The organism is Embleya sp. NPDC001921 (genome assembly GCF_053594475.1).
Window position 1 is genome coordinate 64,447 of sequence record NZ_JBSFEO010000019.1, and the last position, 22,195, is coordinate 86,641.

Below are 22,195 nucleotides of genomic sequence, written 5' to 3' on the forward strand. Positions count from 1 at the left end.
CATCCCGTTCGGTACACCCGAGTTCCCCCGGAAAGGACCCCGCATGACCAACACCCTGGTCTTCGTCGACATGCCCACGCCCGACGTCGACGCGACCACCGAGTTCTACCGCGAGTTGTTCGGCTGGACCATCAACCCCCGCCCGCAGGGCGTCTTCCACCAGATAGTCCCGGGCGAGGGACTGCACCTGGGCCTGTACGACGAGGTCGCCCAGGTGCCCGACCCGGCGCCGCTGCCCCAGCAGGCGCGTGCCGGTCTGCACGCCCGCGTCTACATCCTGGTCGACGCGGCACCCAGCGAATACCTGAACAAGGCCGTGCTGCTGGGCGCGACCGCGCTGTGGGAGCAGTGCTTCTGGGAGGAGTTCGGCGGGCACCACGCCTCCTTCCTGGACCCGTGGGGGAACCAGATCGTGATGTGGGAGAAGTGAGGTAGCGCCGCACCGGAACGGCCCGTGCGCCCCGTGCCCGCGATCCGCACCGGATCGCGGGTACGGGCGTATCGACGCGCCGCGGATCCGTACCCCGGCAGGGTGCGGCGCCGGGCGCCGACGGTTCGCATACTCGACTGCATGAACACGAACGGGCATCTCGCCGACTTCCTCCGCGCCCGCCGGGGCCGCCTGCGACCCGAGGACGTCGGGCTGCGGACCTACGGTGAGCGGCGTCGGGTACCGGGGCTGCGGCGCGAGGAGTTGGCGCTGCTCGCGGGTATCAGCGCGCCCTACTACGCCCGTCTGGAGCGCGGGGAATCGCGCAACGCCTCGCGGGAGGTGCTCGACGCCATCGCGAGTGCCCTGCGCCTGAACGATTCCGAGCGGGCCCACCTGCACCTTTTGGCCACCGCCCCGAGCCGGAGCAGAACCGCCGGCCGGCCGCGCCCGGAGCGCGTCACCCCGGCGACCACCGCGCTGCTGACCGCCCTCGACGGCACGCCCGCCCTCGCGATCGGTCGGAGCGGCGACGTGCCGGCCTGGAATCGGCAGGGTCACGCGCTGTTCGCGAGCCACCTCGACCCGAACGGCCCGAACCGGCCGGGTCGACGGCCGAACATGACCGCGCTGGTGTTCCTCGACCCGCACACCCGCGACCTGTACGCCGACTGGCAGGCCAAGGCCAGGACCGTGGTCGGCAATCTGCGCCTGACCGCCGGGCGCCATCCCGAGGATGCCGCACTGGCCACGCTGATCGGCGAACTCACGATCCGCAGCCGGGAGTTCGCCGCGATGTGGGCGGACCACCGGATCGTCGCGTGCCATGTCGCCGACTACGAGATGCGCCATCCCCTGGTCGGGACGCTGACCGTCACCCAGCAGACGCTGCAGAGTCCGCAGGGAACCGGCCCGGCTTTCGTGATGGCCACGGCCGCCCCCGACTCCCCGTCGGCGACCGCGCCGGCCCTGCTCGCGCACGCCACCGAGCCCCGCGATTCGACCCCGGCGCGCCGGGACGCGGGCGCGGCCCACACCGGCTGACCCGAGCCCTTTCCGTCTCCTTCGTCTGCGTCTCCCGCGTCTGCGTCTGCGTCGAGGGCGGCTGCGGCAGGTGCCGTCGCGACCGCACCGGTACGCCGGGCGGTCTCGCGTCACCCGGCCGCCGCCCCCGACGCCCGGCGATCCCACTCACCGGACCGGCACGCCCGAATGCCGGCCATCCCGCACCCGGGCACCGCCCCGTCGTGTGTCATCCCCCGACCACGGCGCCGTACCTCGGCCGCCGCATGCCCGAAAACAGTGAAGGAATCATGTCCCAGCGAAAGCTCACCCTCACCTTGACGGCCGTCGCACTGGCCGCGACCACCCTCGTCGCAACCGCCCCGGCCGGTGCGGCGCCGGTGACCGGCAGGCCGTTGACCGATGTCCGGATCGCCGCGCACTTCGACCTGGCCGCGGGGCAACAGGCGGAGAACATCAGCCTCTCGCCCGACGGTTCGGCGTACGTCACCTTCGCCCGCAGCCGCCAGGTGGCCCGGGTCGACGCGCGCGGCACGACCCGCATCCTGGCGACCCTGCCCGCGCCCGCCGACGGCGGCGCGCACCCACCGGCCCTCGACGCGCCGATGGCCACCGGCATCGTGCGTACCTCCGACGGCACGGTGTACGTGTTGTACGCGGCCGGCACCGCCGACCTGACCGGACTGTGGCGCTTGCGCCCCGGAGGGGCCCCGCAGCGCATCGCCGCGTTGCCCGCCGACGGCGTGCCCAACGGGCCGGCCCTGGACGCGCACGCCAAGCGCTTCTACATCGCCGACTCGGTGCTCGGCACGGTCTGGACCGTTCCGGTCGCCGGCGGCACGCCGACCGCGTGGTCCACCGCCCCCGAACTCGCCGCGACCGGCTTCCTCGGGGCCAACGGCGCGAAGGTCCACGACGGCGCGCTGTGGATGACCAACCTGGACCGGGGCACCCTGCTGCGCATTCCGATCCGGGCCGGGAACCGCGCCGGAACGCCGCATATCAAGGCATCCGGCCTGGTGGGCATCGACGACATCGCCTTCACCGGGAACGGCGACGAGTTGCTCGCCGCGGTCAACGCCCCGAACCGGGTCGTGCGGGTGCGATCGGACGGCGCGGCGAGCACCGTCCTGGACACCGGCGACGGGCTGCAGAACCCCACGTCCGTCGCGGTGCGCGGGCGCGAGGTGTACGTGCTCAGCGCTGCCTTCTTCACGGCCGCCGATCCCAACCTGCTGCGCGCCCGCCTGGGCGGCAGGAGGTAGGCGGTAGGAGGCCGCCGGACCGGCGGAGGCATTCCCCCGACCCGGGCGGGCCGGAGCTCAGCCCCGGTGCGGGATCGGGCGCGGGTAGGGGGAATCCGCCGGGTTGACGTCCGTGCCGGGCGACACCAGGGCGTCCAGGCGGCGCAGCGTCTGTGGGGTCAACCGCACGGCGCAGGCGCCGAGTTGGGACTCCAGTTGCTCCTCGGTGCGCGGGCCGATGATCGCCGACGTGACGTTCGGGTGGGCCAGCGCGAAGGCGAGGGCCAGTTCCGGCAGTGAGCACCCGGCGTCCGCGGCGATCGCGGCGAACTCTTCGACCAGCGCGGTCTTCGCGACCCGTACGGCGGCGTCCGCGTGGTCGAAGTGCTCGGCGTTGCGCACCGCCCGCGAATCGGCCGAAACGGCTTGTCCCGCACGGTACTTGCCGGTCAGCCAGCCACCGTTGAGCGGACTGAACACCAGCACGCCCAGGCCGTACCGCCCGCACGTGGGCAGTGCGGCCGCCTCCGCGTGCCGGGCGAACGCCGAGTACGCGAGCTGCTCGACCGTGAAGCGCTCGTGCCCGCGCCGCTCGGCGACCCACTGCGCCTCGACGATGGCCTCCGCGGGCAGTGCGGAGGAGCCGATCGCCCGCACCTTGCCCTGGCGGATCAGGTCGCTCAGCGCGCCGAGCGTCTCGTCCGGGTCGGTGCTCGGGTCGGGCCGGTGCATTTGGTAGAGGTCGAGGTAGTCGGTGTCCAGGCGGCGCAGGCTGTCCTCGACCGCGCGGATGATCCAGCGTCGGGAGGCGCCGCGGCGCAGCGGCGCGTCCGGGTCCATCGCCTCGCCGAACTTGGTCGCCAGCACCACGTCGTCGCGCCGGCCCTTGAGCGCCTTGGCCAGGATCGCCTCGCTCTCGCCGAACGCGTACACGTCGGCGGTGTCCACCAGGTTGATCCCGGCGTCGAGCGCGCGATGCACCATCCGTACGCACGCGTCGTGGTCCGGGTTGCCCCACGCGCCGAACATCATCGTGCCCAGGCACAGCCGGCTGACCCGCATGCCGGTGCGACCGAGCGAGGTGTACTCCACGGGTGCCCTCCAAAGGTGATCATCGGACGTCCTCCCCCGAGGCTGGCACGGCGGCGCGTGTGCACCGATGTGGTCCCGGCGCAGCGCACGGGCCGTTTGTTCGTGCCTGAAGCACATATCGGGGCCGTTTCCCGGCGCCTACCTTCGGTCGTATCGCAAACATCCCAGGTGACGGGGAGGAAGCTGTGCCGACTGACCAGCTTGGGGCTGCGGAACTTGCCCTGGACGAGCGGGTGGCGGAACTTCGCCGGAACGCGGCGGCGCGAGAGGGCGACGGGCTCGTGGTCGCTCCCCTGCCGAGCGAGATGTTGCAGCCGTGGGAGGTCTGGGACCGGGACCTGTTCGACCTGGAGATGATCCGGGTGTTCGCCCGCTCGTGGCTGTGGCTGGGCGACACGGAGGACCTGCGCCGCCCCGGCGACTTCATCACCGGACGGATCGGCAGCCAGTCGGTCCTGGTGGTCAAGCAGCGGGACGGCTCGATCAAGGGCTTCCTGAACAACTGCCGGCACCGTGCCTCGGGCGTCGCGTTCGACGCGGCGGGCAACTGCGGCAAGGCGTTCGCGTGCCCGTACCACGCCTGGACCTACGGTCTCGACGGCAAGCTGCTGTCGATTCCGGACATGAACCGGATGTACGGTCCGGACTTCCCCGTGCAGCAGTACGGCCTGGTGCCGATCCGGGTGCACGTGGCCTTCGACAAGCTGGTGTTCGCGTGCCTGTCGCACAAGGCGCCGACGTTCGAGGAGTGGATCGCGCCGCTGCTGCCGCGCTACACGGCGTACAAGATCGGCGAGTACCACCGCTACCACCGCGAGTTGGACGAGGAGTACCCGTTCAACTGGAAGGCGTTCGTGGAGAACTCCAACGACGACTACCACGTGCGGTTCGTGCACCGGCGGCTGAACAAGGTGCGCAAGCAGATGGACACCATCGTGCGCTTCGAGGGCCGCACCACCAGTGGGTACAAGCCGCACAGCGACGCGTACGACATGTCGCTGGGACGTACCGACCTGGGCGAGGAGGACCTGCGCGGGAGCTACGCGGAGTTCATCTATCCCAATCTGACGCCGCTGCCCTACGCGTCCCAGCTCATCATGGTCCGCGCGGACCCGCTCGCGCCGGACCGGACCCGGTTGTTCTCCCGGATCTACGGGCTGACCGACGACATCGAGCTCCAGGAGCGCGAGCTGGTCAACCTGGAGCTGACGAACAAGGAGGACACGGACATGGTGACCGTGCTCATGGAGAACCTGCGTTCGCCGTTCTATCGGGTCGGTCCGCCCAGCGCGTGGGAGGGCCGGGCCCAGCACATGATGCGGCAGATCCGGCAGGACGTGGCCACGCCGCTGGCGGCGGACGAGTTCGACGGGCCGATCGAGTGAGCGGTCCACGGTCTTCGGGCCGATCGGCCGCCGGTCGGTTCGCCGATCGCGAGCGGTCGGCTTCACCGGTCGGCCGCGATGGGTTCGACCGGTCGACCGTGTTCGGTTTGACCGGTCGACCGACGGACGATTGGCCCATCGACCGAGGTCGATGACGCCGACCGACCCCTCGCGCGCGTCTCGCCGCAGACTGCACCAACCCCGACACACCGGAACGTGAGAGGAGCCACCGCGATGGAACCGACGCTGACCGAGGCCCGCTGGACCCATATCGCGCTGCCGTCGTCCGACCTGGAGGCGGCGATCGAGTTCTACACCTCCTTCACCCCGCTGGTGGTGGTCTCGCGGCACAGCGACGCCGCCGGCTCGAACGCGTGGTTGTCCAATCCCAACCAGGTCCAGACCCCGTTCGTGCTGGTCCTGGTCGCCTTCGACAAGGACCGGGGCAATCCTCAGCCGCAACTGACGCCGTTCGCGCACCTGGGCATGGAAGTGGCCGCCCGCGAGGACGTGGACGCCGTCGCGGACCGGGCCCGTGCGGCGGGATGCCTGCACTGGGAGCCGATGGACGTGCCGCCGCCGGTGGGCTACATCTGCGCGCTCAAGGACCCGGACGGCAATGTCGTGGAGATCTCGCACAACCAGCGGGTGTTCGCGGAGGTCCGCGAGCTGTGGGGCGACCGGGCGGACCGGGACGATCGGGTGGACCAGGGCGACCGGGCCGACGCGTGAGCGACCCGGCGCGGACCCGGGAGACCGTCGAGGCGTATGTCGCGGCGCTCAACTCCGGTGATCCGGAGCAGATCGCGGCGTGCGTGAGCGAGGACTTCCACAACGAGCACACCTCGGCGCTGGGTCGGAGCCTGCGCGGGCGAGCCGCCTACCGCGAGCGACTGCCGGTGTTCCTGGCCGAGTTCGAGGGCCTGCGGTACGCCGTCGAGGACCTGCTCGTGGACGGCGATCGGGCCGCCCTCGCGTACACCATGACCTTTCGCCCGCGCGGTTCGGCGGCCGGTGAACCGGTGCGGATCCGCGGGGTGTTCCGACTGCGGGTGGTGGCCGACCTGATCGCGCACCGCGTGGACTACTGGGACGGCGCCGAGTTCGAGCGGCAGATCGCCGGCACCGAGAAACGCTGAGCACTGCACTGCCGACAATCATCGACCATCGACCATCGAAGGGAACGACTGTGCACACCTTTTCCGCCACCGGGGCAGGCAAGCTCCGCCGGATGCGCCGGATGTTCGGCGCGGACGGCCGCGCCGTGTTCGTCGCGATCGACCACGCCGCCTACATGGGCGAGGGGCCGCCGCTGGGCGAGCCGATGGCGCAGATCGCCGCGGGCGGGCCGGACGCGGTGCTGGCGACCTGGCATCTGGCCCGGGCCTACGCGGACACGTTCGCCGATTCCGGGCTGGTGTTGCGGATCGACGGCGGCGCGTCGGAGTTGGGCGACTTCGCGCCCGGTGACGTCACCGACATCATGCACCTGCCCGAGCAGGCGCTGAAACTGGGCGCGGACTGTGTGGTCGTGCTGGCGTTTCCCGGGGCACCCGACGAACACCTGTCGCTGCAACGGCTGGCCCGGCTCACCTCGGAGTGCGAACAGCTCGGCTTGCCGGTGATGGCCGAGATGATCCCCGGCGGGTGGGGCAAGGCGGTGCCGTGGACCACGGAGAACGTGGCCCGCGCGGCGCGGATCGGCGCGGAACTGGGCGCGGACATCGTCAAGACGGTGTGCCCGGGCCCGCCCGAGGAGTTCGCCGCCGTGGTCGCGGCGTGTCCGGTCCCGGTCGTCGCACTGGGCGGGCCGAAGTCGGACAGCGAGGACGAGGTCGTCGCGCTGGCTCGCGGTGTGGTCGAGGCGGGTGGTGCGGGGGTGGCCTTCGGCCGGAACGTGTGGGGGTCGGCCAAGCCGCAATTGTTGGTGGAGCGGTTGCGCGATGCGGTTCACCGCGGAGCGGTGGGGGGTTGATTTCGGGCTGCGGGCTGGTTTGTCCTCCAACGCGTGTCCTCACGCGCCGGACGGGCTGGATGGGCTGGATGGGTGCCGGACCCGGTGAATGGGCCGGACCGCATGCATGGCCGGCCCGCGGCCTGCTTGTCCTCAAACGCCGGACGGGCTGGATGGGTGCCGGACCGGGTGGATGCGCCGGGCCGCATGCATGGCCGGCCCGCGGCCTGCTTGTCCTCAAACGCCGGACGGGCTGGATGGGTGCCGGACCGGGTGGATGCTGCGGGACCGGGTGGATGGTGCGGGACCGGGTGGATGGTGCGGGACCGGATTGATGGGTGCAGGACCCGGCTTGATGGGTGCACGACCCGTTTGATGGGTGCAGGATCCGGTTTGATGGGTGCGGGGTCGGCCTGACGGGTGCGGGGTCGGCTTGGTTGTTGTTGGTGGGGTTGGGTTTTGCCGGGCGGCTTGGTTGTTGCCGGGTCGGTTGGGCGGGCGGGCGGGTTGGGTTGGTTGGTTGGCCGCCCGGGGCTTTTTCTCTTTGTGCCAGGTGTTGTCTTCGCCATGCCTGTGATCAGGAGTCGCGATCATGTCTCAACAGGTCATATCCGTATCCCGGGTGGTTGTCAGGTTCGCCGGTGACTCCGGTGACGGGATGCAGCTCGCCGGGGATCGGTTCACGGCGCAGACCGCGCTGTTCGGCAACGCGGTGTCCACCTTTCCCGATTTCCCGGCCGAGATCCGTGCCCCGGCGGGCACCTTGCACGGGGTCTCCGCCTTCCAGGTGCAGTTCGCCGACCATCGGGTCACCACCCCCGGCGACGCCGCCGACGTGCTGGTCGCGATGAATCCGGCCGCACTGCGGGTGAACCTGCCCGACCTCCCGCGCGGTGCGCAGATCATCGCGGATGCCGACGAGTTCACCTCGCGCAATCTGGTCAAGGCTGGCTACCCGGCGGGCACGAACCCGCTCACCGACGACTCGTTGGCCGGATACCGGCTGCACGCGGTGCCGTTGACCGGGCTGACCGTCGAGGCGCTGCGCGCCTTCGAACTGCCGCGTAAGGACGCCGAGCGGGCGAAGAACATGTTCGCGCTGGGCCTGGTGTCGTGGCTGTACCACCGCCCGACCGAGGCCACCGTGGCCTTCCTCCGACAGAAGTTCGCCGCGCGTCCGCATCTGGCCGACGCCAACGTCGCCGCCTTCACGGCGGGTTGGAACTTCGGCGAGACCACCGAGTCGTTCGCGGGCGGATACCAGGTCTCGGCCGCTCCGCGAACTCCCGGACGGCATCGCACGATCACCGGCAACCGCGCCCTTGCCTACGGGCTGATCGCCGCCGCCGACCGGGCCGAGCTTCCTTTGTTCCTGGGCTCGTACCCGATCACCCCGGCCTCCGACATCCTGCACGAGCTGAGTCGGCACCGGAACTTCGGAGTGACCACGTTCCAGGCCGAGGACGAGATCGCCGGTGTCGGGGCCGCGCTCGGCGCGGCCTTCGGCGGCGCCCTGGGGGTGACCACCACGTCCGGCCCCGGGCTCGCGCTCAAGGCGGAGACGATCGGACTGGCCGTCTCGCTCGAACTGCCGCTGGTGATCGTCGACGTCCAGCGCGGCGGCCCCTCGACCGGGCTGCCCACCAAGACCGAACAGGCCGACCTGTTCCAGGCGTTGTACGGCCGCAACGGCGAGTCGCCGGTGCCGGTGCTGGCCGCCTCCTCGCCCGGGGACTGCTTCCACGCGGCGGTCGAGGCGGTCCGGATCGCGGTCACCTACCGCACACCGGTCGTGCTGCTCTCGGACGGCTCTCTGGCCAACGGATCCGAGCCGTGGCAGGTCCCGGACGTCGAGGAACTGCCGAGGATCGAAGCGGCGTTCGCGACCGGTCCGAACGCCGTCGACGCGGCCGGCAAGCCGTGCTTCCAACCCTATCTGCGTGATCCGCACACCCTGGCGCGGCCGTGGGCGGTACCCGGCACGCCAGGTCTGGAGCACCGGGTCGGCGGCCTGGAGAAGGCGGATCGCACCGGGGAGATCTCCTACGACGCGGCCAACCACGAGTACATGGTGCGCACCCGGCGGGCCAAGGTGGACGGGATCACCCGCGATCTGCCGCCGCTGTCCGTGGAGGACCCGGACGGGACCGCCGAGGTGCTGGTGCTCGGGTGGGGCTCCACGGCCGGGCCGATCGCGGCCGCGTGCGCCGAGGTTCGCGCGGCGGGCGGATCGGTGGCCCGGACCCACCTGCGCCATCTGGATCCGCTGCCGGCCGACCTCGGCGACCTGCTCGCCCGGTACCGGCGGGTGTTGGTCCCGGAGATGAATCTGGGCCAGCTCGCGCAACTGCTGCGCGCCCGATACCCGGTCGACGTCGAATCCCTCACCCAGGTGCGCGGCATGCCGTTCAAGGTGGCCGAACTGCGTACCGCGATCGAGAAGGTCGCCGCCGATGTCTGAGTCACCGCTTCCTACCATCGCCGGGCCGACGGCTGAACCCCCGCTGTCCGCCCGTGACTTCCGCAGCGACCAGGAGGTGCGCTGGTGCCCCGGCTGCGGCGACTACGCGATCCTGGCCGCCGTACAGGGCTTTCTGCCCGAACTCGGGCTGCGCCGGGAGAACATCGTCTTCGTCTCGGGCATCGGCTGCTCCAGCCGCTTCCCGTACTACCTGGACACGTACGGCATGCACTCGATCCACGGGCGCGCACCGGCGATCGCCACCGGACTGGCCGTGACCCGCCCGGATTTGAGTGTGTGGGTGGTCACCGGCGACGGCGACGCGCTCTCGATCGGCGGCAATCACCTGATCCACGCGCTGCGGCGCAACGTCAACCTGAAGATCCTGCTGTTCAACAACCGGATCTACGGCCTGACCAAGGGTCAGTACTCGCCGACCTCGGAAGCCGGCAAGGTCACCAAGTCCACCCCCGCGGGCTCGCTCGACCACCCCTTCAACCCGGTCTCGCTCGCGCTCGGCGCCGAGGCGGGCTTCGTCGCCCGCACCATCGACTCCGATCGCAAGCACCTGACGTCGGTACTGCGCGCGGCGGCTGCGCACGAGGGCACCGCCCTGGTGGAGATCTACCAGAACTGCAACATCTTCAACGACGGCGCGTTCGAGCAGCTCAAGACGCCCGGCATCCGGGACGACTTCCTGCTGCGGCTCGAACACGGCGAGCCGATGCGCTACGGACCGGACGGCGCCCGCGCGGTGGTGCGCGACCCTGGCGGCGGGTTGCGACCGGGCGGTCCCCAGGACACCGCCGTGACACACGACGCGCACACCGTCGACCCGGTGCCCGCGTTCGCGCTGTCCCGGTTGCCGGAGGCGGGCGGGCCCACCCCGATCGGGGTGTTCCGCAGTGTGCGGCGGCCCGCGTACGACCGCCAGGTACTCGAACAGGGCCGGCGCGCGCTCGCCGAGCGCGGGCCCGGCAGTGTCGCCGACCTGCTCGGCGGCGGCGACACCTGGACGGTGCCCGAACCGAGATCGGCCGGAGGTGATCCCGCGTGACCTACGTCATCGGCGCGAACTGCGTGGACGTCAAAGACCGCACGTGCGTGGCGGAATGCCCGGTCGACTGCATCTACGAGGGCGACCGCATGCTCTACATCCACCCCGAGCAGTGCGTGGACTGCGGCGCGTGCGAGCCGGTCTGCCCGGTCGAGGCGATCTACCACGTGGACGACCTGCCCGCCGACTGGTTGTGGCACCTGGACGCCGCCGGCGAGGCCACGGCGGGCCGCGAGGACGCGGAGCCGGTGAGCGATCCACCGGCCGTGACCGCGCTGCCGGCTCGGGCGGCGACCGCATGACCGGCACCGGCCCGGGCGCCGAGCGCGTGAGCAGCACCTGCTCGGGCCGCGAACGCGTGGACGCGTCCCGACCCACCGAAACAACACTCCGGACACACCGAGAAGAAGAGGAGGCCTGACGTGACCGACTGGCGCCTTGCCGTAGACATCGGTGGCACCTTCACCGACGTGGTCCTGCTGGATGCCGACACCGGCCGCGTGGTGGTCGAGAAGACGCTGACCACCCCGTCCGCCCCGCTCGGCGGGGTCCGCGCGGGCGTGACCTCCGCACTGACCAAGGCCGGCATCACCCCGGCCGACATCACCCGGCCCATCGTGCACGCGACCACACTGATCACCAACGCCCTGATCGAGGGCAAGACCGGCCGGGCCGCGCTGGTGACCACCTCGGGCTTCGGCGACACACTGGAGATCCGCAACGAGCACCGCTACGACATGTACGACCTCCAGATCGAGTTCCCGGCCCCGCCGATCCCGCGCGAACTGGTCTTCGAGATCGACGAGCGCACCACCGCGACCGGCGAGGTCCGCACCGCGCCCGCCGAGGCCGAACTCGACGCACTGGCGGCGCGGTTGGCCGCCGACGACGTCGAGGCCGTCGCGGTGTGCCTGCTCAACTCGTACGCCAACGCTGCCAACGAACGCGCGGTCGCCGAGGGACTGGCCAAGCGGCTGTCGGTGCCGGTGTGCGCGTCGCACGAGGTGACCCCGCAGATCCGCGAGTACCCGCGCATGGTCACCACCGCGTGCAACGCGGCCACCATGCCGGTGATCGGCCCCTACCTGGCCGAACTGCAAGCCTGGTTGACCGCCGAGGGCTTCGGCGCGTCGGTGCTGATGATGCTCTCCAACGGTGGCGTGGTCTCCGCCGACGACGCCCGCCGGGTACCGATCCGCCTGGTGGAGTCCGGTCCGGCCGCGGGTGCCCTGGCCGGCGTCTGGTACGCCCGACGGCTGGGCGAGGAGCGGCTGTTCTGCTTCGACATGGGCGGTACCACCGCCAAGTCCTGTCTGATCGAGGACTATCGGCCGGAGTTGACCAACGCGTTCGAGGTGGCCCGGGTCTACCGGTTCAAGAAGGGCTCGGGCTACCCGTGCTCGATCCCCTCGGTCGACCTGGTCGAGATCGGCGCGGGCGGCGGAAGTCTGGCCCGGGTGGACGAGTTGGGTCTGCTCAAGGTCGGCCCGGATTCCGCCGGCGCCGACCCGGGCCCGGTCGGCTACGCCCGGGGCGGCACCATCCCGGCGACCACCGACGCGGACCTGGTGCTCGGTCTGCTCGACCCGCAGTACTTCCTCGGCGGCGAGATGCCGCTCGATCTCCCGGCCGCCCGGGCCGCGTTCGCGCCCTTGGCCGAGCGGCTCGGCGCGGGCTCGGACGCGGATCACGTCGCGGTCGGGGTGTACGAGGTGATCAACCAGAACATGGCCGCGTCGGCACGGATGCACGCGGTGGAGCGCGGCATCGACCTACGCGGTGTCGCGCTGATCGCGTTCGGCGGCGCCGGACCGGTGCACGCGTGCGGGGTGGCCACGCTCCTGGAGGCGCCGCGGGTGATCTTCCCGGTCAACGCGAGCGTGTTGTCCGCGTTCGGCACCCTGGTCAGCCCGGTCCGCATCGACCTGGCCCGGAGCATGGTCCGCACTCTGGACGAGAGCGTGTCCGCCGATCGGGACACGCTGCTCGCGGACATGCGGCAGGAGGCGCGCCGAGTGCTCGCCGCCGCCGGCGCGCAGGCGGGCGACGTCAGCTTCCGCTACGGCCTGGACGCCCGCTACGAGGGGCAGGGCAACGAGATCACTCTCTGGGTCGGCGAGGGCGACGCGTGGCCCACCTCGCTCGCGGACACCGTCGAGCAGTTCCACACCGAGTACCAGAAGATCTACGGCCTGCGGATCCCCGACGTCGGCGTCGAGGTGGTCACCTGGCGGGTCGCCGCGTGGTCGGACGCACCCGGCTTCGAGGTGCCCACGGTGCCGGTCGGCACGGGCAGCCCCGCGCCGAACCGGTACCGCGCGGCGCGGTTCCGGCTCGGTACGCCCGCCGTGGACGTACCGGTCTACCGGCGTGCCGAACTGGGCGCCGGCGATCGCTTCGACGGGCCTGCTCTGGTCGAGGAGCGCGAGACCACGTCGGTCGTCCCGGACGGCTGGTCCTGCGAGGTCGCGCCGGACGGTTCGATCATCGCCACCGCCACGCCCACCGCATCCGCCGCCGGCACCACTGCCGCCACGACCGCCACGACCAAGGAGGGATCCGCGTGACCCGCACCTTCGACGCGATCGAGCTGGAGGTCCTGTGGGGCTCCCTCGTCGCCACCGTCAACGAGCAGGCCAAGGCCCTCCAGCGGGCCGCGTTCAGCCCGATCGTGCGTGAGGCCGGCGACTTGGCGAACGCGCTGTTCGACCGGCGCGGCCGGATGGTCGCCCAGGCCGTCACCGGTACGCCGGGCCACATCAACTCGCTGGCCATCGCGTGTCGCAACATCCTGGACCGGCATCCGGTCGACTCGCTGACCCCCGGCGACGTGCTGGTCACCAACGACCCGTACCAGACCGCCGGCCAACTCCTCGACGTCACCGTGCTGGTGCCGGTCTGGCGCGGCGGGCGGGTGATCGCGTTCTTCGGCTCGACCATCCACCACACCGACGTCGGCGGCTACGGCATCGGCGCGGGTGCCCGGGACGTGTTCGAGGAGGGCCTGTGGATCCCGATCAGCAAGCTCATGGTCGGCGGCGAACGCAACGAGCCGGTCTGGGACTTCGTGCTCGCCAACGTCCGGCAGCCCACCCACATGGCCGGTGACCTGCACGCCCAGATGGCCTCCGGCGAGGTGGGCGCGGCCCGGCTGAAGACGCTGTTGGACGCGTACGCGCTGGATGACATCGAGGATCTGGGAGACGAGGTCATCCGCCGCTCCGAGGAGGCCACTCGGCGGGCGATCCGGGCGCTGCCCGGCGGCACGTACGAGGCCGCGTCGATCCTCGATCTCGCGGACGGCTCGGAGATCACCATCAAGGTCGCGGTCACCATCGACCCCGACGCCGGCGAGATCCTGGTCGACTACGCGGGTTCGTCCGGCGCGAGCCCGTTCGGGATCAACGTGGTCAAGAACTACACGCACGCCTACACCACGTTCACCCTGCGCAGCCTCCTCAACCCGGACGTGCCCAACAACGCCGGGTCGCTCGCGCCGATCAAGGTGGAGGCGCCGCTGGGCAGCATCGTCAACGCGGTGTCCCCGTCGCCGTGCACCGCGCGGCACGTGGTCGGCATGTTCCTGCCGATGCCGCTGCTCAACGCGATGTCGCAGGCGCTGCCCGAGGCGGTGATGGCCGAGGGTTCGGCGGCCGTGTGGACGATGCAGGTGAGCGGGCACGACGCGGAGGGCAAGCCGTTCATCACCGCGATGTTCACGTACGCGGGCGGCGTCGGGGCGCGGGCGGGCAAGCCGGGCCTGTCCACCACGTCCTACCCGACCGGGGTTTCCGCGGTACCGCTGGAGGTGGTCGAGGCGTCCGCCCCGATCCGCTTCCTGCGCAAGGAACTTCGCCGCGGCTCGGGCGGCGCGGGCGCGCAGGAGGGCGGGATGGGCCAGACCATCGAGTTCACCGTCGACTCGCCCTCGCCATGGGTACTCAACGCGGTGGCCAGCCGCCTCGCCCGCGGCCCACGCGGAATCTTCGGCGGCGGGGAGGGCGCGACCGGCCGCTTCCTGGTCAACGGCGAACCGGTACGCACCCAGGCACGGATCACACTCCAGCCCGGTGACGTGGTGCGGTTGGAACTGCCGGGCGGGGGCGGCTACGGGGCACCGGTCGGGGAGACGGATGGTGTGGGTGTGGGTGTGAGCGCCGGGTAGGCGCCGGCCCGGGATGATCGCGGCGCGCGGCTCGGGTCGCGCGCCGCGTGGCGACCCGGCGGTCGGCCCCGCGGTTGCCGGGGGGGGTTGCCGGGGGTGGGTCCGTGGGACGGGCAGGGGGTGGCGGCGGGCGGGTGCGGGTCCGGCCGAGAGTGGGCGGGGCGGAGATGGGGGTGGGCTGCGAGGCTTGGCTGGTGCTGGTGCTGGTGCTGGTGTTGGTGTTGGTGTTGGTTTTCGGTTTTTCGCTTGCTTGGTCGATGTTCTGGAGGTCGACATGGCGTCCGTTCCGCCCACCTTCGCGGCGCGTTGGTCCGACACGGTGGCGGCCCATCCGTACGCGCCCTTCTTGATCTGGGAGGCGCCCGACGGGGCGGTGACGCGCTGGTCCTACGCCGAGTTCGACGCCCTCGTGGCACGCGTGGCCGGCGGGCTGATCGCGCGGGGTGTCCGGCCCGGCGACCGGGTCGGCATCGCGTTGCGCAACTGCCCGGCGTACGTCGCGCTGTGGCTCGCGCTGGTCCGCCTCGGCGCGGCGATGGTGTGCTCCGACCCCTCGGCACGGACCCCCGAACTGGCCGCGCACCTGCGCCGGACCGACGCCCGGCTCGGCTTCTGCGCGCCCGAACGGGCCGGCGACTACCGGGCGGCCGCTGCCGGAACCGGCACGACCGTGGTCGAGGTCGCGGAGGACGACACCGACCTGACGCTCCTGATCGGCCGTCCCCCGGGCGCGGACACGCCCGCACCCGGCCCGTACGACCTGGCGGGATTGATGTTCACCTCCGGCACCACGGCCGAGCCCAAGTGCGTGATGGTCACCCAGGCCAACTACGCCTTCACCGGCACAGTGATGGCCGCTGCCGCCGAACTCGGACCCAGAGACCGTCAGTTCGTCGTGCTGCCGATGTTCCACGCGAACGCCCAGTACTACTCGTTCGCCGCCGCGATCACCGTCGGCGCGAGTGTCGTACTGCTGCCCGCGTTCTCCGCGAGCCGGTTCGTGGCTCAGGCCGCGCGGCACGAGGTGACCCACGTGAGCCTGTTCGCCGCGCCCATCCGGATGATCCTGGCCCGCACCGGCGCCCGGGACGCGCCGCCCGGGCTGCGGGTGCGGCACTGCTGGTACGCGCAAAACGTCACCGACGACCAGTACGAGCGGTTCGCGGCGCTGCTCGGGGGCTGCCGACCGCGCCAGTTGTACGGGATGACCGAGACGATCCCGGCGGTGCTGAGCAATCCCGCCGGCGCGCCGGTCCCGGGGTCGATGGGTCGGCCCACGCCCGGCTGCGTGGTGGCCGTGCGGGACACGGCGACCGGGGCACCGGCGGCGGACGGTGAGATCGTGGTCGGCGGCGAGCCGGGGGTGAGCCTGTTCGCGGGATACCTCGACGACCCGGCCGCGACGGCCGCCGCCTACCGGGACGGCTGGTTCGTCACCGGCGACCGCGCCCGGGTGGACCGGGACGGCCACTTCCACTTCGCGGGGCGGCGCGGCGATGTGCTCAAGGTCGCCGGGGAGAACGTCTCGGTCGTGGAGATCGAGGCGGTACTCGCCGAACATCCGGCGGTGTTGGAGGCGGCCGTGGTGGGTGCGCCGGACGAGGTCCGCGACGAGGTACCGGTCGCGTTCGTGGTGGCGGTGCCCGAGGCCGATCCGGCCGCGCTCGACGATCTCGCCGACTGGTGCGCCGCGCGGCTCGCCAAGGCCAAGCGTCCGGTGCGCTTCGAGCGGGTGGCCGAGTTGCCGAGGACGTCCGTCGGCAAGATTCGCAAGTTCCTGCTGACGGAGAGGACCACATCGTGACCGACACCCGGTCGCTGCCCGCCACCGCCGCGCTCGCCGATCTGCTCCAACTGCGCGACCGTACAGGGTGGTTGACCCCGCCGCTGCGGCCGTTCCATCGCGGCGACACGGCGGTGCTGGGCGTGGCCCGTACGGTCCGGATCGCGGCCGGCGCCGGCGCGCACGGCCTCAAGCCGCTGCACGCGCTGCTCGCGGAGGACCTCACCGGCCGGGTCGTGGTGATCGCGGGCGCGGACGCCGCCCCCGGCGCGGTGTGGGGTGAGATCCTCTCCGCGGCCGCGTTGGGCCGGGGAGCGGTCGGGGCGTTGGTCGAAGGCCGCGTCCGGGACGTACCGGCGGTGGCCCGGCTGGGGTTGCGGCTGTGGGCGCTGGCGGAGGCGACGGCCGGCCCGGGGGGCGCGGTGCGCGTCGCGGAGATCGGCGGTCCGGTCGAGATCGGGGACGTCACGATCGCGGACGGCGATCCGATCCTGCTGGACGACGGTGGCGCGGTGGCGCTGCCGGCCGCCGACGCGGACACGTTGCTCGCCGACGCGCTCACCTACCACCGGGCGGAGGAGGAGGTACTCGCGGCGCTGACGGCCGGCCTGCACCTGCCACGCGCCTACACGCCGAAGGCCGAGGCGATCACCCGCCTCCGGAGCCGCTGACCCGGGCCGGGCGGTGGGCGGCGACGCGGCAGCCCGGCCGAGCACGGGCCGGCCGGGCGGTGCGCGCCGACGCGGCAGGCCGATCGGATCCGGGCGAGCACGGACCGGGCGCTCGTGCCGAGGGGCGAATTCCCGAAGACGACGATTCCCTTCGCCCTTTGTCCGCGCGGCCCCGATCCGCCCGCGCCCGCGCGGCGACGGGCAAGCCGCCATCGCCCCGCGACGCCGTTTCCGCCGGCCGTCGCCGGTTTTCGGCAGTACATCGACGCTTGCCGATCGGTGCCCTACGGTGAAAGCACGGCGTCATCGTGCGGTATATCCGGAGGTGGGGATCGTGATCGACGACCGGTTGAAATGCGCGGCCGAGAGGATGGCCCGCGAAGTTCCGACTCCGTTCCACGTGGTGGATCCCGTCGGCGTGGAACGGGACTTCGTGGCAATGGACAAGACGTGGCGCGAATACTTTCCTCGCTTCTCTCTCGCGTACTCGTACAAGAGCAATCCGCTCGTGGCCTTCACACGGCTGCTGTGTTCCCTGGGGGCACTGGCCGAGGTTGTTTCGGGGCCCGAATTACAGACCGCGCTCGACGACGGTTTCGCGCCGCGGGACATTCTTTTCGACGGTCCGGTGAAAAGCCCCGCCGAGTCGGCGTTCGCCGTGGCGCGCGGCGTGGGTCTGCAGATCGACTCGTCGTCCGAGGCCGAGCACCTGGCCGCCGCCACCCGCGATTCGGGCGGCGCGCCGCGCGTGTGTCTGCGGCTCGCGGTGCCCACCGATTCGGGGCGGTGGTCGCGCTTCGGCCTGCTGCCCGACGAGGCGCCGTACGCGTGGCGGCTGCTTGCCGACGCCGGCGTCGTGGTGCGCGGCGTGCACCTGGGCGTGGGCACGCTTGTGCGCGACCCCGAGACGTACCGCGCCGCGATGCGGATGTGGCGGCGGACGATCCGAGCGTGGGCCGCGGCGTCGGCCGAGCCGTTCGTGCTGAATCTGGGCGGCGGTTTTCCCCCGCGTCGCGAGAGCGCCGATCCCGTCGCCCCCTGGCGGGACTTCGCGGCGGGCGCCGCCGAGGAGTGCCGGTCGATCGGTCTGCCGCCCGAGGACGTGCGCCTGGTGATCGAGCCGGGGCGCAGCCTCGTGGAGGAGCACGGCGTGCTCGTCGCCCGCGTGGCGGTGCGCAAGCGGCGCCCCGACGGCGCCGACCTCCTGGTACTCGACGCCGGCACCAACCTCGCCCGCACGGTCAAGTCGCGCCCGCACCCGATCGAGTTCGTGCGGGCCGATCCGCCGTCGACGGCCGGGGCTTCGGCCGACGTGCCGTTTGGGACGGACGCGTTCGACCTGTACGGCAACAACTGCTACGAGGAGGACGTCTTCGCCCGAGGGGTACGCGGGCCCGCGTCGCTCGCGCCGGGGGATCTGGTCCTGGTGGGGTGCGTGGGTGCGTACGACATGCCGTTCTCCCACGTATGGGTCCGTCCCCGGCCCCCGGTGTTCGCGGTGGGCGACTCCGGAGAGCATGTCGTGGTCCGCGAGAGGGGCACGCGGATCCGGTGATCGGGCGGCGTCCGGCCGGTCGGGGTCCCCCGATCGGCCGGGCGCCCCGCGGCGCCTCGGTTCGCGCGTCACCGATCCTGGCTCCCTTCCCGCGCGAACGTGCGGTGGTAGTGGATGTAGCGGCCCAGCACGGCGGCGTCGATCACCGGCGGCTGCCATCCGATCCGGCGCGCGAGGCCCTCGGCGCGCGTGATCGAGAACCGCGTGGTGCCGTCCTGGAAGACGTCGTCCAGCCCGCCGGCGCGCGTGGGGTCGTGCCCGTTCGTCCGCCCCGCGGTGTCGGGCGCCGGCAGCAGGGCGAGTGCGCCGGCGAGTGTGCGGTCCTCGGGGTCGGTACGCACGGTCCGGGCCAGCAGGTCGTGGAAGGTCGTGTACTCGACCGGCCGCAACGCGAACGCGGCCCCGAACTCCCCCAGCAACGTGCCCAGTCGCACGGCTCGCGGGTGCAGCAGGTGGAACCAGCCGCGTTCGTGGCGGGTGACGGCCGCGGTCAGCAGCGCGCCGACGGCGTCCACCGGCGTGTAGTCCACGGACAGGGCCGCGTCGGCGGGGTACGCCCCGACGCGCAGGCACGCGCGGATGAGCAGATCCGTGCGCGAACCGGGGTTGGGCACGCCGGTGTCCGTCGCGGGCATCACCTCGCCGAGTCGGTGCACCGCCACCGGCAGGCCGCGCTGCGCGGCCTGCAGGACGAGTTGTTCGGCGACCCACTTCGAGTGTCCGTAACCGCCTCTCGCCGCGGCCGAGGCCGGCCATGGCGCCTCGGGCACCCGGTCGTCGCCCGGCGGAGCCTGTGGACCCGGCGGGTCGGCACGTGCGGCGAGGGTGGAGACGAAGTGCAGCGCCTTGGGGTGGTGGACCGTCGCGAAGCGCAGGATCTCCACGGTGCCCGAGACGTTGGCCGGTCGATGGGCCGTGTAGCCGCGGACGAGGTTGACCAGCGCGCCGGCGTGCACGATCGTGTCGACGCGTTCGGCGAGGCGCACCGCGTACGCGGGCGCGAGGCCGAGTCCGGGTGCGGCCAGATCGCCGGTCACGGCCGTCAGGCGTGCCGCGTACTCGGGGCGCCACAGTCGATAGTGCCGCAGGGTCGCCTCGACGCGTCGCCGGGCGGCCCGCGCGTCGTGCGCGCGCACCAGGCAGTATGCCCGGACGCCGGGCAGCCGCAGGATGTCACGCAGGACGTGCGCGCCGACGAATCCGGTCACGCCCGTGAGCAACACGTGGCGTACGCGCGGCGGTTCCTCGGGCGCCTCGCGCACGCGGATGCCCGGGTCCAGGACGAGGTCCGCGCCGACCCGCCCGCCGACGTCCCCGCGCACCCCGGACGCGGCGCCGGCGCTCGTGGCGGCGTGCCGGGCTCCGGCCCGGTGCCCGACGGGGTGGGCGAGTGTGCCCAATCGCGCCAGTTGTGCGGCGATGGTCGGGGCCGCGACCACGTCGCGCACCGAGAAGCGGGCCCGGAAGCGGGCCGACACGGCGAGCGCGAGCCGCTGCGCGCTCAGCGAGTCGCCGCCGCTGTCGAAGAAGTCCTCGTCGGTGCGGGTGACCGGCTCGGGCAGCACGCGTGCCCACAGCTCCAGCAGCGCGGGCAGCTCCTGCCCGGGCGCGGGAACCCCGTGCGGGTCGGCGGCATCGAGGTCGCGCGCGTCCTCGTTCGCCGGCCGCACGAGCAGGTCCGCGAGGGCCCCGCGATCGGCTTTGCCGTTGCCGTTGACCGGCAGCCGATCGAGGATCAGGAACCGCTTGGGGACCAGTTCGACCGGCAGCGCCGCACGCGCGTGCCGGGCCAGCTCGGCGCCCGAGGTGGCGCCGGCGACGGTGACGAAGGCCGCGAGGTACGTCGCGCCGCCGTGTTCGTGGGCGATCACCTTGACCTCGCGCACGTGCGGGTGGGCCGCGATCGCGTGCTCGACCTCGGCGGACTCCACCCGCACTCCGCCGATCTTGAACTGTTGGTCGCGCCGACCGTCGAAGAACAGCACGCCGTCCCGGTCGTGGTGTCCCAGGTCGCCCGTGCGGTACATGCGCGATCCGGGCAGTTCGGGAAACGGGTTGTCCACGAACGCCGCCGCGGTGCGCGTCGCGTCGTCGAGGTAGCCGATGCCCAGACACGCGCCGCCGATGTGGATCTCGCCGATCTCGCCCGGCTCGACGGGCCGTGCCCGGTCGTCCAGGACGACGGCCCACGTGTTGTCGATGGGCCGCCCGATCGGCAGCGGGACGCGGTCGTCCCGGCTGACGTCGTGGAAGACCGACCCGATCGCGGCCTCGGTGGGACCGTACGTGTTGACGATCTCGACTCCGGGGAGCATCGCCCGAAAGCGCCGCACGGCACGCGCGTTGATCTCCTCGCCGCCGATCAACAACCGGCGCAGGCAGGTCAGCGGCGGTATCAGCCGCGGTTCGGAGTCGAGGAGTTCGACCAGGCCGTTGAAGATCGTGGGCACGAAGTCCGTCATCGTGACCCGGTGGCGCTCGATCACGCGCACGGTGGAGGTCAGGTCGAGCATGTGGCCGGGCTCGGGAATCACGACGGTTCCGCCGTGCGTGAGCGGCCACAGGAGCTGCCACAGCGACGAGTCGAACGTGTGCCGGCTGTTCTGGAGCACCCGGTGCGGGGCGTCGTCGACGAAACGTCGGGTCATGTAGAGGAAGCGGTTGAGCAGGCCCCGGTGCACGTTCAGGGCGCACTTGGGTACTCCGGTGGAACCGGATGTGTAGAAGCCGTAGGCGAGGTCCCGGGGACCCGGACGGGCGCCGCGGTCCCGGGCGTCGGCTCCGCCGAGCCGCTCGACGTCGACGACGAGCGTCGCGGGCCCGCCCTCGCCGGTCGACCATGTCGTCGCGGGGGCGGGCCGCTCGCCCGGTGCGGCGATCGACACGACCACCCGGGGCGCGCACGCGCGCACCATCTCGTGCAGCCGCGGCGCGGGCCACCGCGCGTCCAGCGGGAGGAACGCCGCGCCCGCCGCCAGCACCCCGAGCATCGCCACCGGCAGAGCGGGGCCGTTGTGGGCGACCAGCGGTACCAGATCACCCGGCTCGACACCGAGGTCGTGCAGATCGCGGGCCACCGCGTTCGCCGCCCGCGTCACGCGCCGGTAGTCGAGGGAGCGGCCCGCCCACTCCACCGCCGGCGCGTGCGGGGTGAGCGCCGCCCGAGCCTCGACGAGGTCCACGACGGTGTGGTCCGCGGGCAGCGGAACGACCCGTCCGAGAAACCGTGCAACCTGTGTCTCACGCAACATGCGCATGTCGTTGAAGCCCCTGTCGCATCGTTTCGTGGGCCGGGGCGTGCGGCGGCACGCGGTGTTCGACCGGGCGGGGGCGGGATCGCGGGTCGACGCGCATCGATCCACGATTCCCGCCACC

17 protein-coding genes are annotated in these 22,195 nt (G+C 72.2%); 15 read left to right on the top strand and 2 right to left on the bottom strand.

All coding sequences use genetic code 11. The features are described 5' to 3' along the window. The first annotated feature begins 43 nt into the window (after positions 1-43). The 3 genes from ACWCPW_RS22705 to ACWCPW_RS22715 all read left to right on the top strand — a co-directional run bounded on the left by ACWCPW_RS22705 (position 44) and on the right by ACWCPW_RS22715 (position 2,718). Positions 44-430: a VOC family protein gene (locus ACWCPW_RS22705; RefSeq protein WP_331771502.1), complete on the top strand. Its 387-nt coding sequence runs from the start codon at positions 44-46 to the stop codon at positions 428-430. 141 nt (positions 431-571) lie between these two features. After that, the gene (locus ACWCPW_RS22710; protein WP_449763422.1) at positions 572-1,474 is read left to right on the top strand and encodes a helix-turn-helix domain-containing protein; all 903 of its coding nucleotides are present in this window, start codon (positions 572-574) and stop codon (positions 1,472-1,474) included. Positions 1,475-1,743: 269 nt separating this feature from the next. Further along, the gene (locus ACWCPW_RS22715; RefSeq protein WP_449763423.1) at positions 1,744-2,718 is read left to right on the top strand and encodes a hypothetical protein; all 975 of its coding nucleotides are present in this window, start codon (positions 1,744-1,746) and stop codon (positions 2,716-2,718) included. Positions 2,719-2,775: 57 nt separating this feature from the next. Here the strand turns inward: ACWCPW_RS22715 and ACWCPW_RS22720 are convergent, their stop codons facing one another. Further along, complete coding sequence (locus ACWCPW_RS22720) at positions 2,776-3,789, bottom strand: aldo/keto reductase (RefSeq protein WP_449763424.1); 1,014 nt, start codon at positions 3,787-3,789, stop codon at positions 2,776-2,778. Between the two features lie 185 nt (positions 3,790-3,974). On the opposite strand from ACWCPW_RS22720, the gene ACWCPW_RS22725 reads away from it, so the two are divergent. The 12 genes from ACWCPW_RS22725 (at position 3,975) to ACWCPW_RS22780 (ending at position 18,820) form a co-directional block, all read left to right on the top strand. Beyond that, complete coding sequence (locus ACWCPW_RS22725; protein ID WP_449763425.1) at positions 3,975-5,174, top strand: aromatic ring-hydroxylating oxygenase subunit alpha; 1,200 nt, start codon at positions 3,975-3,977, stop codon at positions 5,172-5,174. Positions 5,175-5,408: 234 nt separating this feature from the next. Next, positions 5,409-5,906: a VOC family protein gene (locus tag ACWCPW_RS22730; protein WP_449763426.1), complete on the top strand. Its 498-nt coding sequence runs from the start codon at positions 5,409-5,411 to the stop codon at positions 5,904-5,906. Further along, the gene (locus tag ACWCPW_RS22735; RefSeq protein WP_449763427.1) at positions 5,903-6,313 is read left to right on the top strand and encodes a nuclear transport factor 2 family protein; all 411 of its coding nucleotides are present in this window, start codon (positions 5,903-5,905) and stop codon (positions 6,311-6,313) included. The genes ACWCPW_RS22730 and ACWCPW_RS22735 overlap by 4 nt, the downstream gene beginning before the upstream one ends. Before the next feature lie 50 nt (positions 6,314-6,363). Further along, a complete protein-coding gene (locus tag ACWCPW_RS22740; protein WP_449763428.1) occupies positions 6,364-7,149 on the top strand; it encodes a class I fructose-bisphosphate aldolase in 786 nt (261 codons plus the stop codon). A 571-nt stretch (positions 7,150-7,720) separates the two neighbouring features. Continuing rightward, positions 7,721-9,589, top strand: coding sequence for a 2-oxoacid:acceptor oxidoreductase subunit alpha (locus ACWCPW_RS22745; protein WP_449763429.1), 1,869 nt, complete (start codon positions 7,721-7,723; stop codon positions 9,587-9,589). After that, the gene (locus ACWCPW_RS22750; protein ID WP_449763430.1) at positions 9,582-10,646 is read left to right on the top strand and encodes a 2-oxoacid:ferredoxin oxidoreductase subunit beta; all 1,065 of its coding nucleotides are present in this window, start codon (positions 9,582-9,584) and stop codon (positions 10,644-10,646) included. The genes ACWCPW_RS22745 and ACWCPW_RS22750 overlap by 8 nt, the downstream gene beginning before the upstream one ends. Then, positions 10,643-10,948, top strand: coding sequence for a ferredoxin (gene fdxA / locus ACWCPW_RS22755; RefSeq protein ID WP_449763431.1), 306 nt, complete (start codon positions 10,643-10,645; stop codon positions 10,946-10,948). The genes ACWCPW_RS22750 and fdxA overlap by 4 nt, the downstream gene beginning before the upstream one ends. Before the next feature lie 120 nt (positions 10,949-11,068). Then, positions 11,069-13,213, top strand: a complete 2,145-nt coding sequence (locus ACWCPW_RS22760) for a hydantoinase/oxoprolinase family protein (protein ID WP_449763432.1) — start codon at positions 11,069-11,071, stop codon at positions 13,211-13,213. Continuing rightward, complete coding sequence (locus ACWCPW_RS22765; RefSeq protein ID WP_449763433.1) at positions 13,210-14,811, top strand: hydantoinase B/oxoprolinase family protein; 1,602 nt, start codon at positions 13,210-13,212, stop codon at positions 14,809-14,811. The genes ACWCPW_RS22760 and ACWCPW_RS22765 overlap by 4 nt, the downstream gene beginning before the upstream one ends. A 274-nt stretch (positions 14,812-15,085) precedes the next feature. Then, positions 15,086-16,615 carry a class I adenylate-forming enzyme family protein gene (locus ACWCPW_RS22770; RefSeq protein ID WP_449763434.1) on the top strand — a complete coding sequence of 510 codons (1,530 nt, stop codon included), beginning with the start codon at positions 15,086-15,088 and terminating at the stop codon, positions 16,613-16,615. Then, on the top strand, positions 16,612-17,265 hold the full coding sequence (locus tag ACWCPW_RS22775) for an RraA family protein (RefSeq protein ID WP_449763435.1): 654 nt from the start codon (positions 16,612-16,614) through the stop codon (positions 17,263-17,265). Before ACWCPW_RS22770 ends, ACWCPW_RS22775 begins: the two co-directional genes overlap by 4 nt. 334 nt (positions 17,266-17,599) lie before the next feature. After that, positions 17,600-18,820 carry a hypothetical protein gene (locus ACWCPW_RS22780; protein WP_449763436.1) on the top strand — a complete coding sequence of 407 codons (1,221 nt, stop codon included), beginning with the start codon at positions 17,600-17,602 and terminating at the stop codon, positions 18,818-18,820. Between the two features lie 68 nt (positions 18,821-18,888). Here the strand turns inward: ACWCPW_RS22780 and ACWCPW_RS22785 are convergent, their stop codons facing one another. Further along, on the bottom strand, positions 18,889-22,071 hold the full coding sequence (locus tag ACWCPW_RS22785) for an amino acid adenylation domain-containing protein (protein ID WP_449763437.1): 3,183 nt from the start codon (positions 22,069-22,071) through the stop codon (positions 18,889-18,891). Positions 22,072-22,195: the final 124 nt, after the last annotated feature.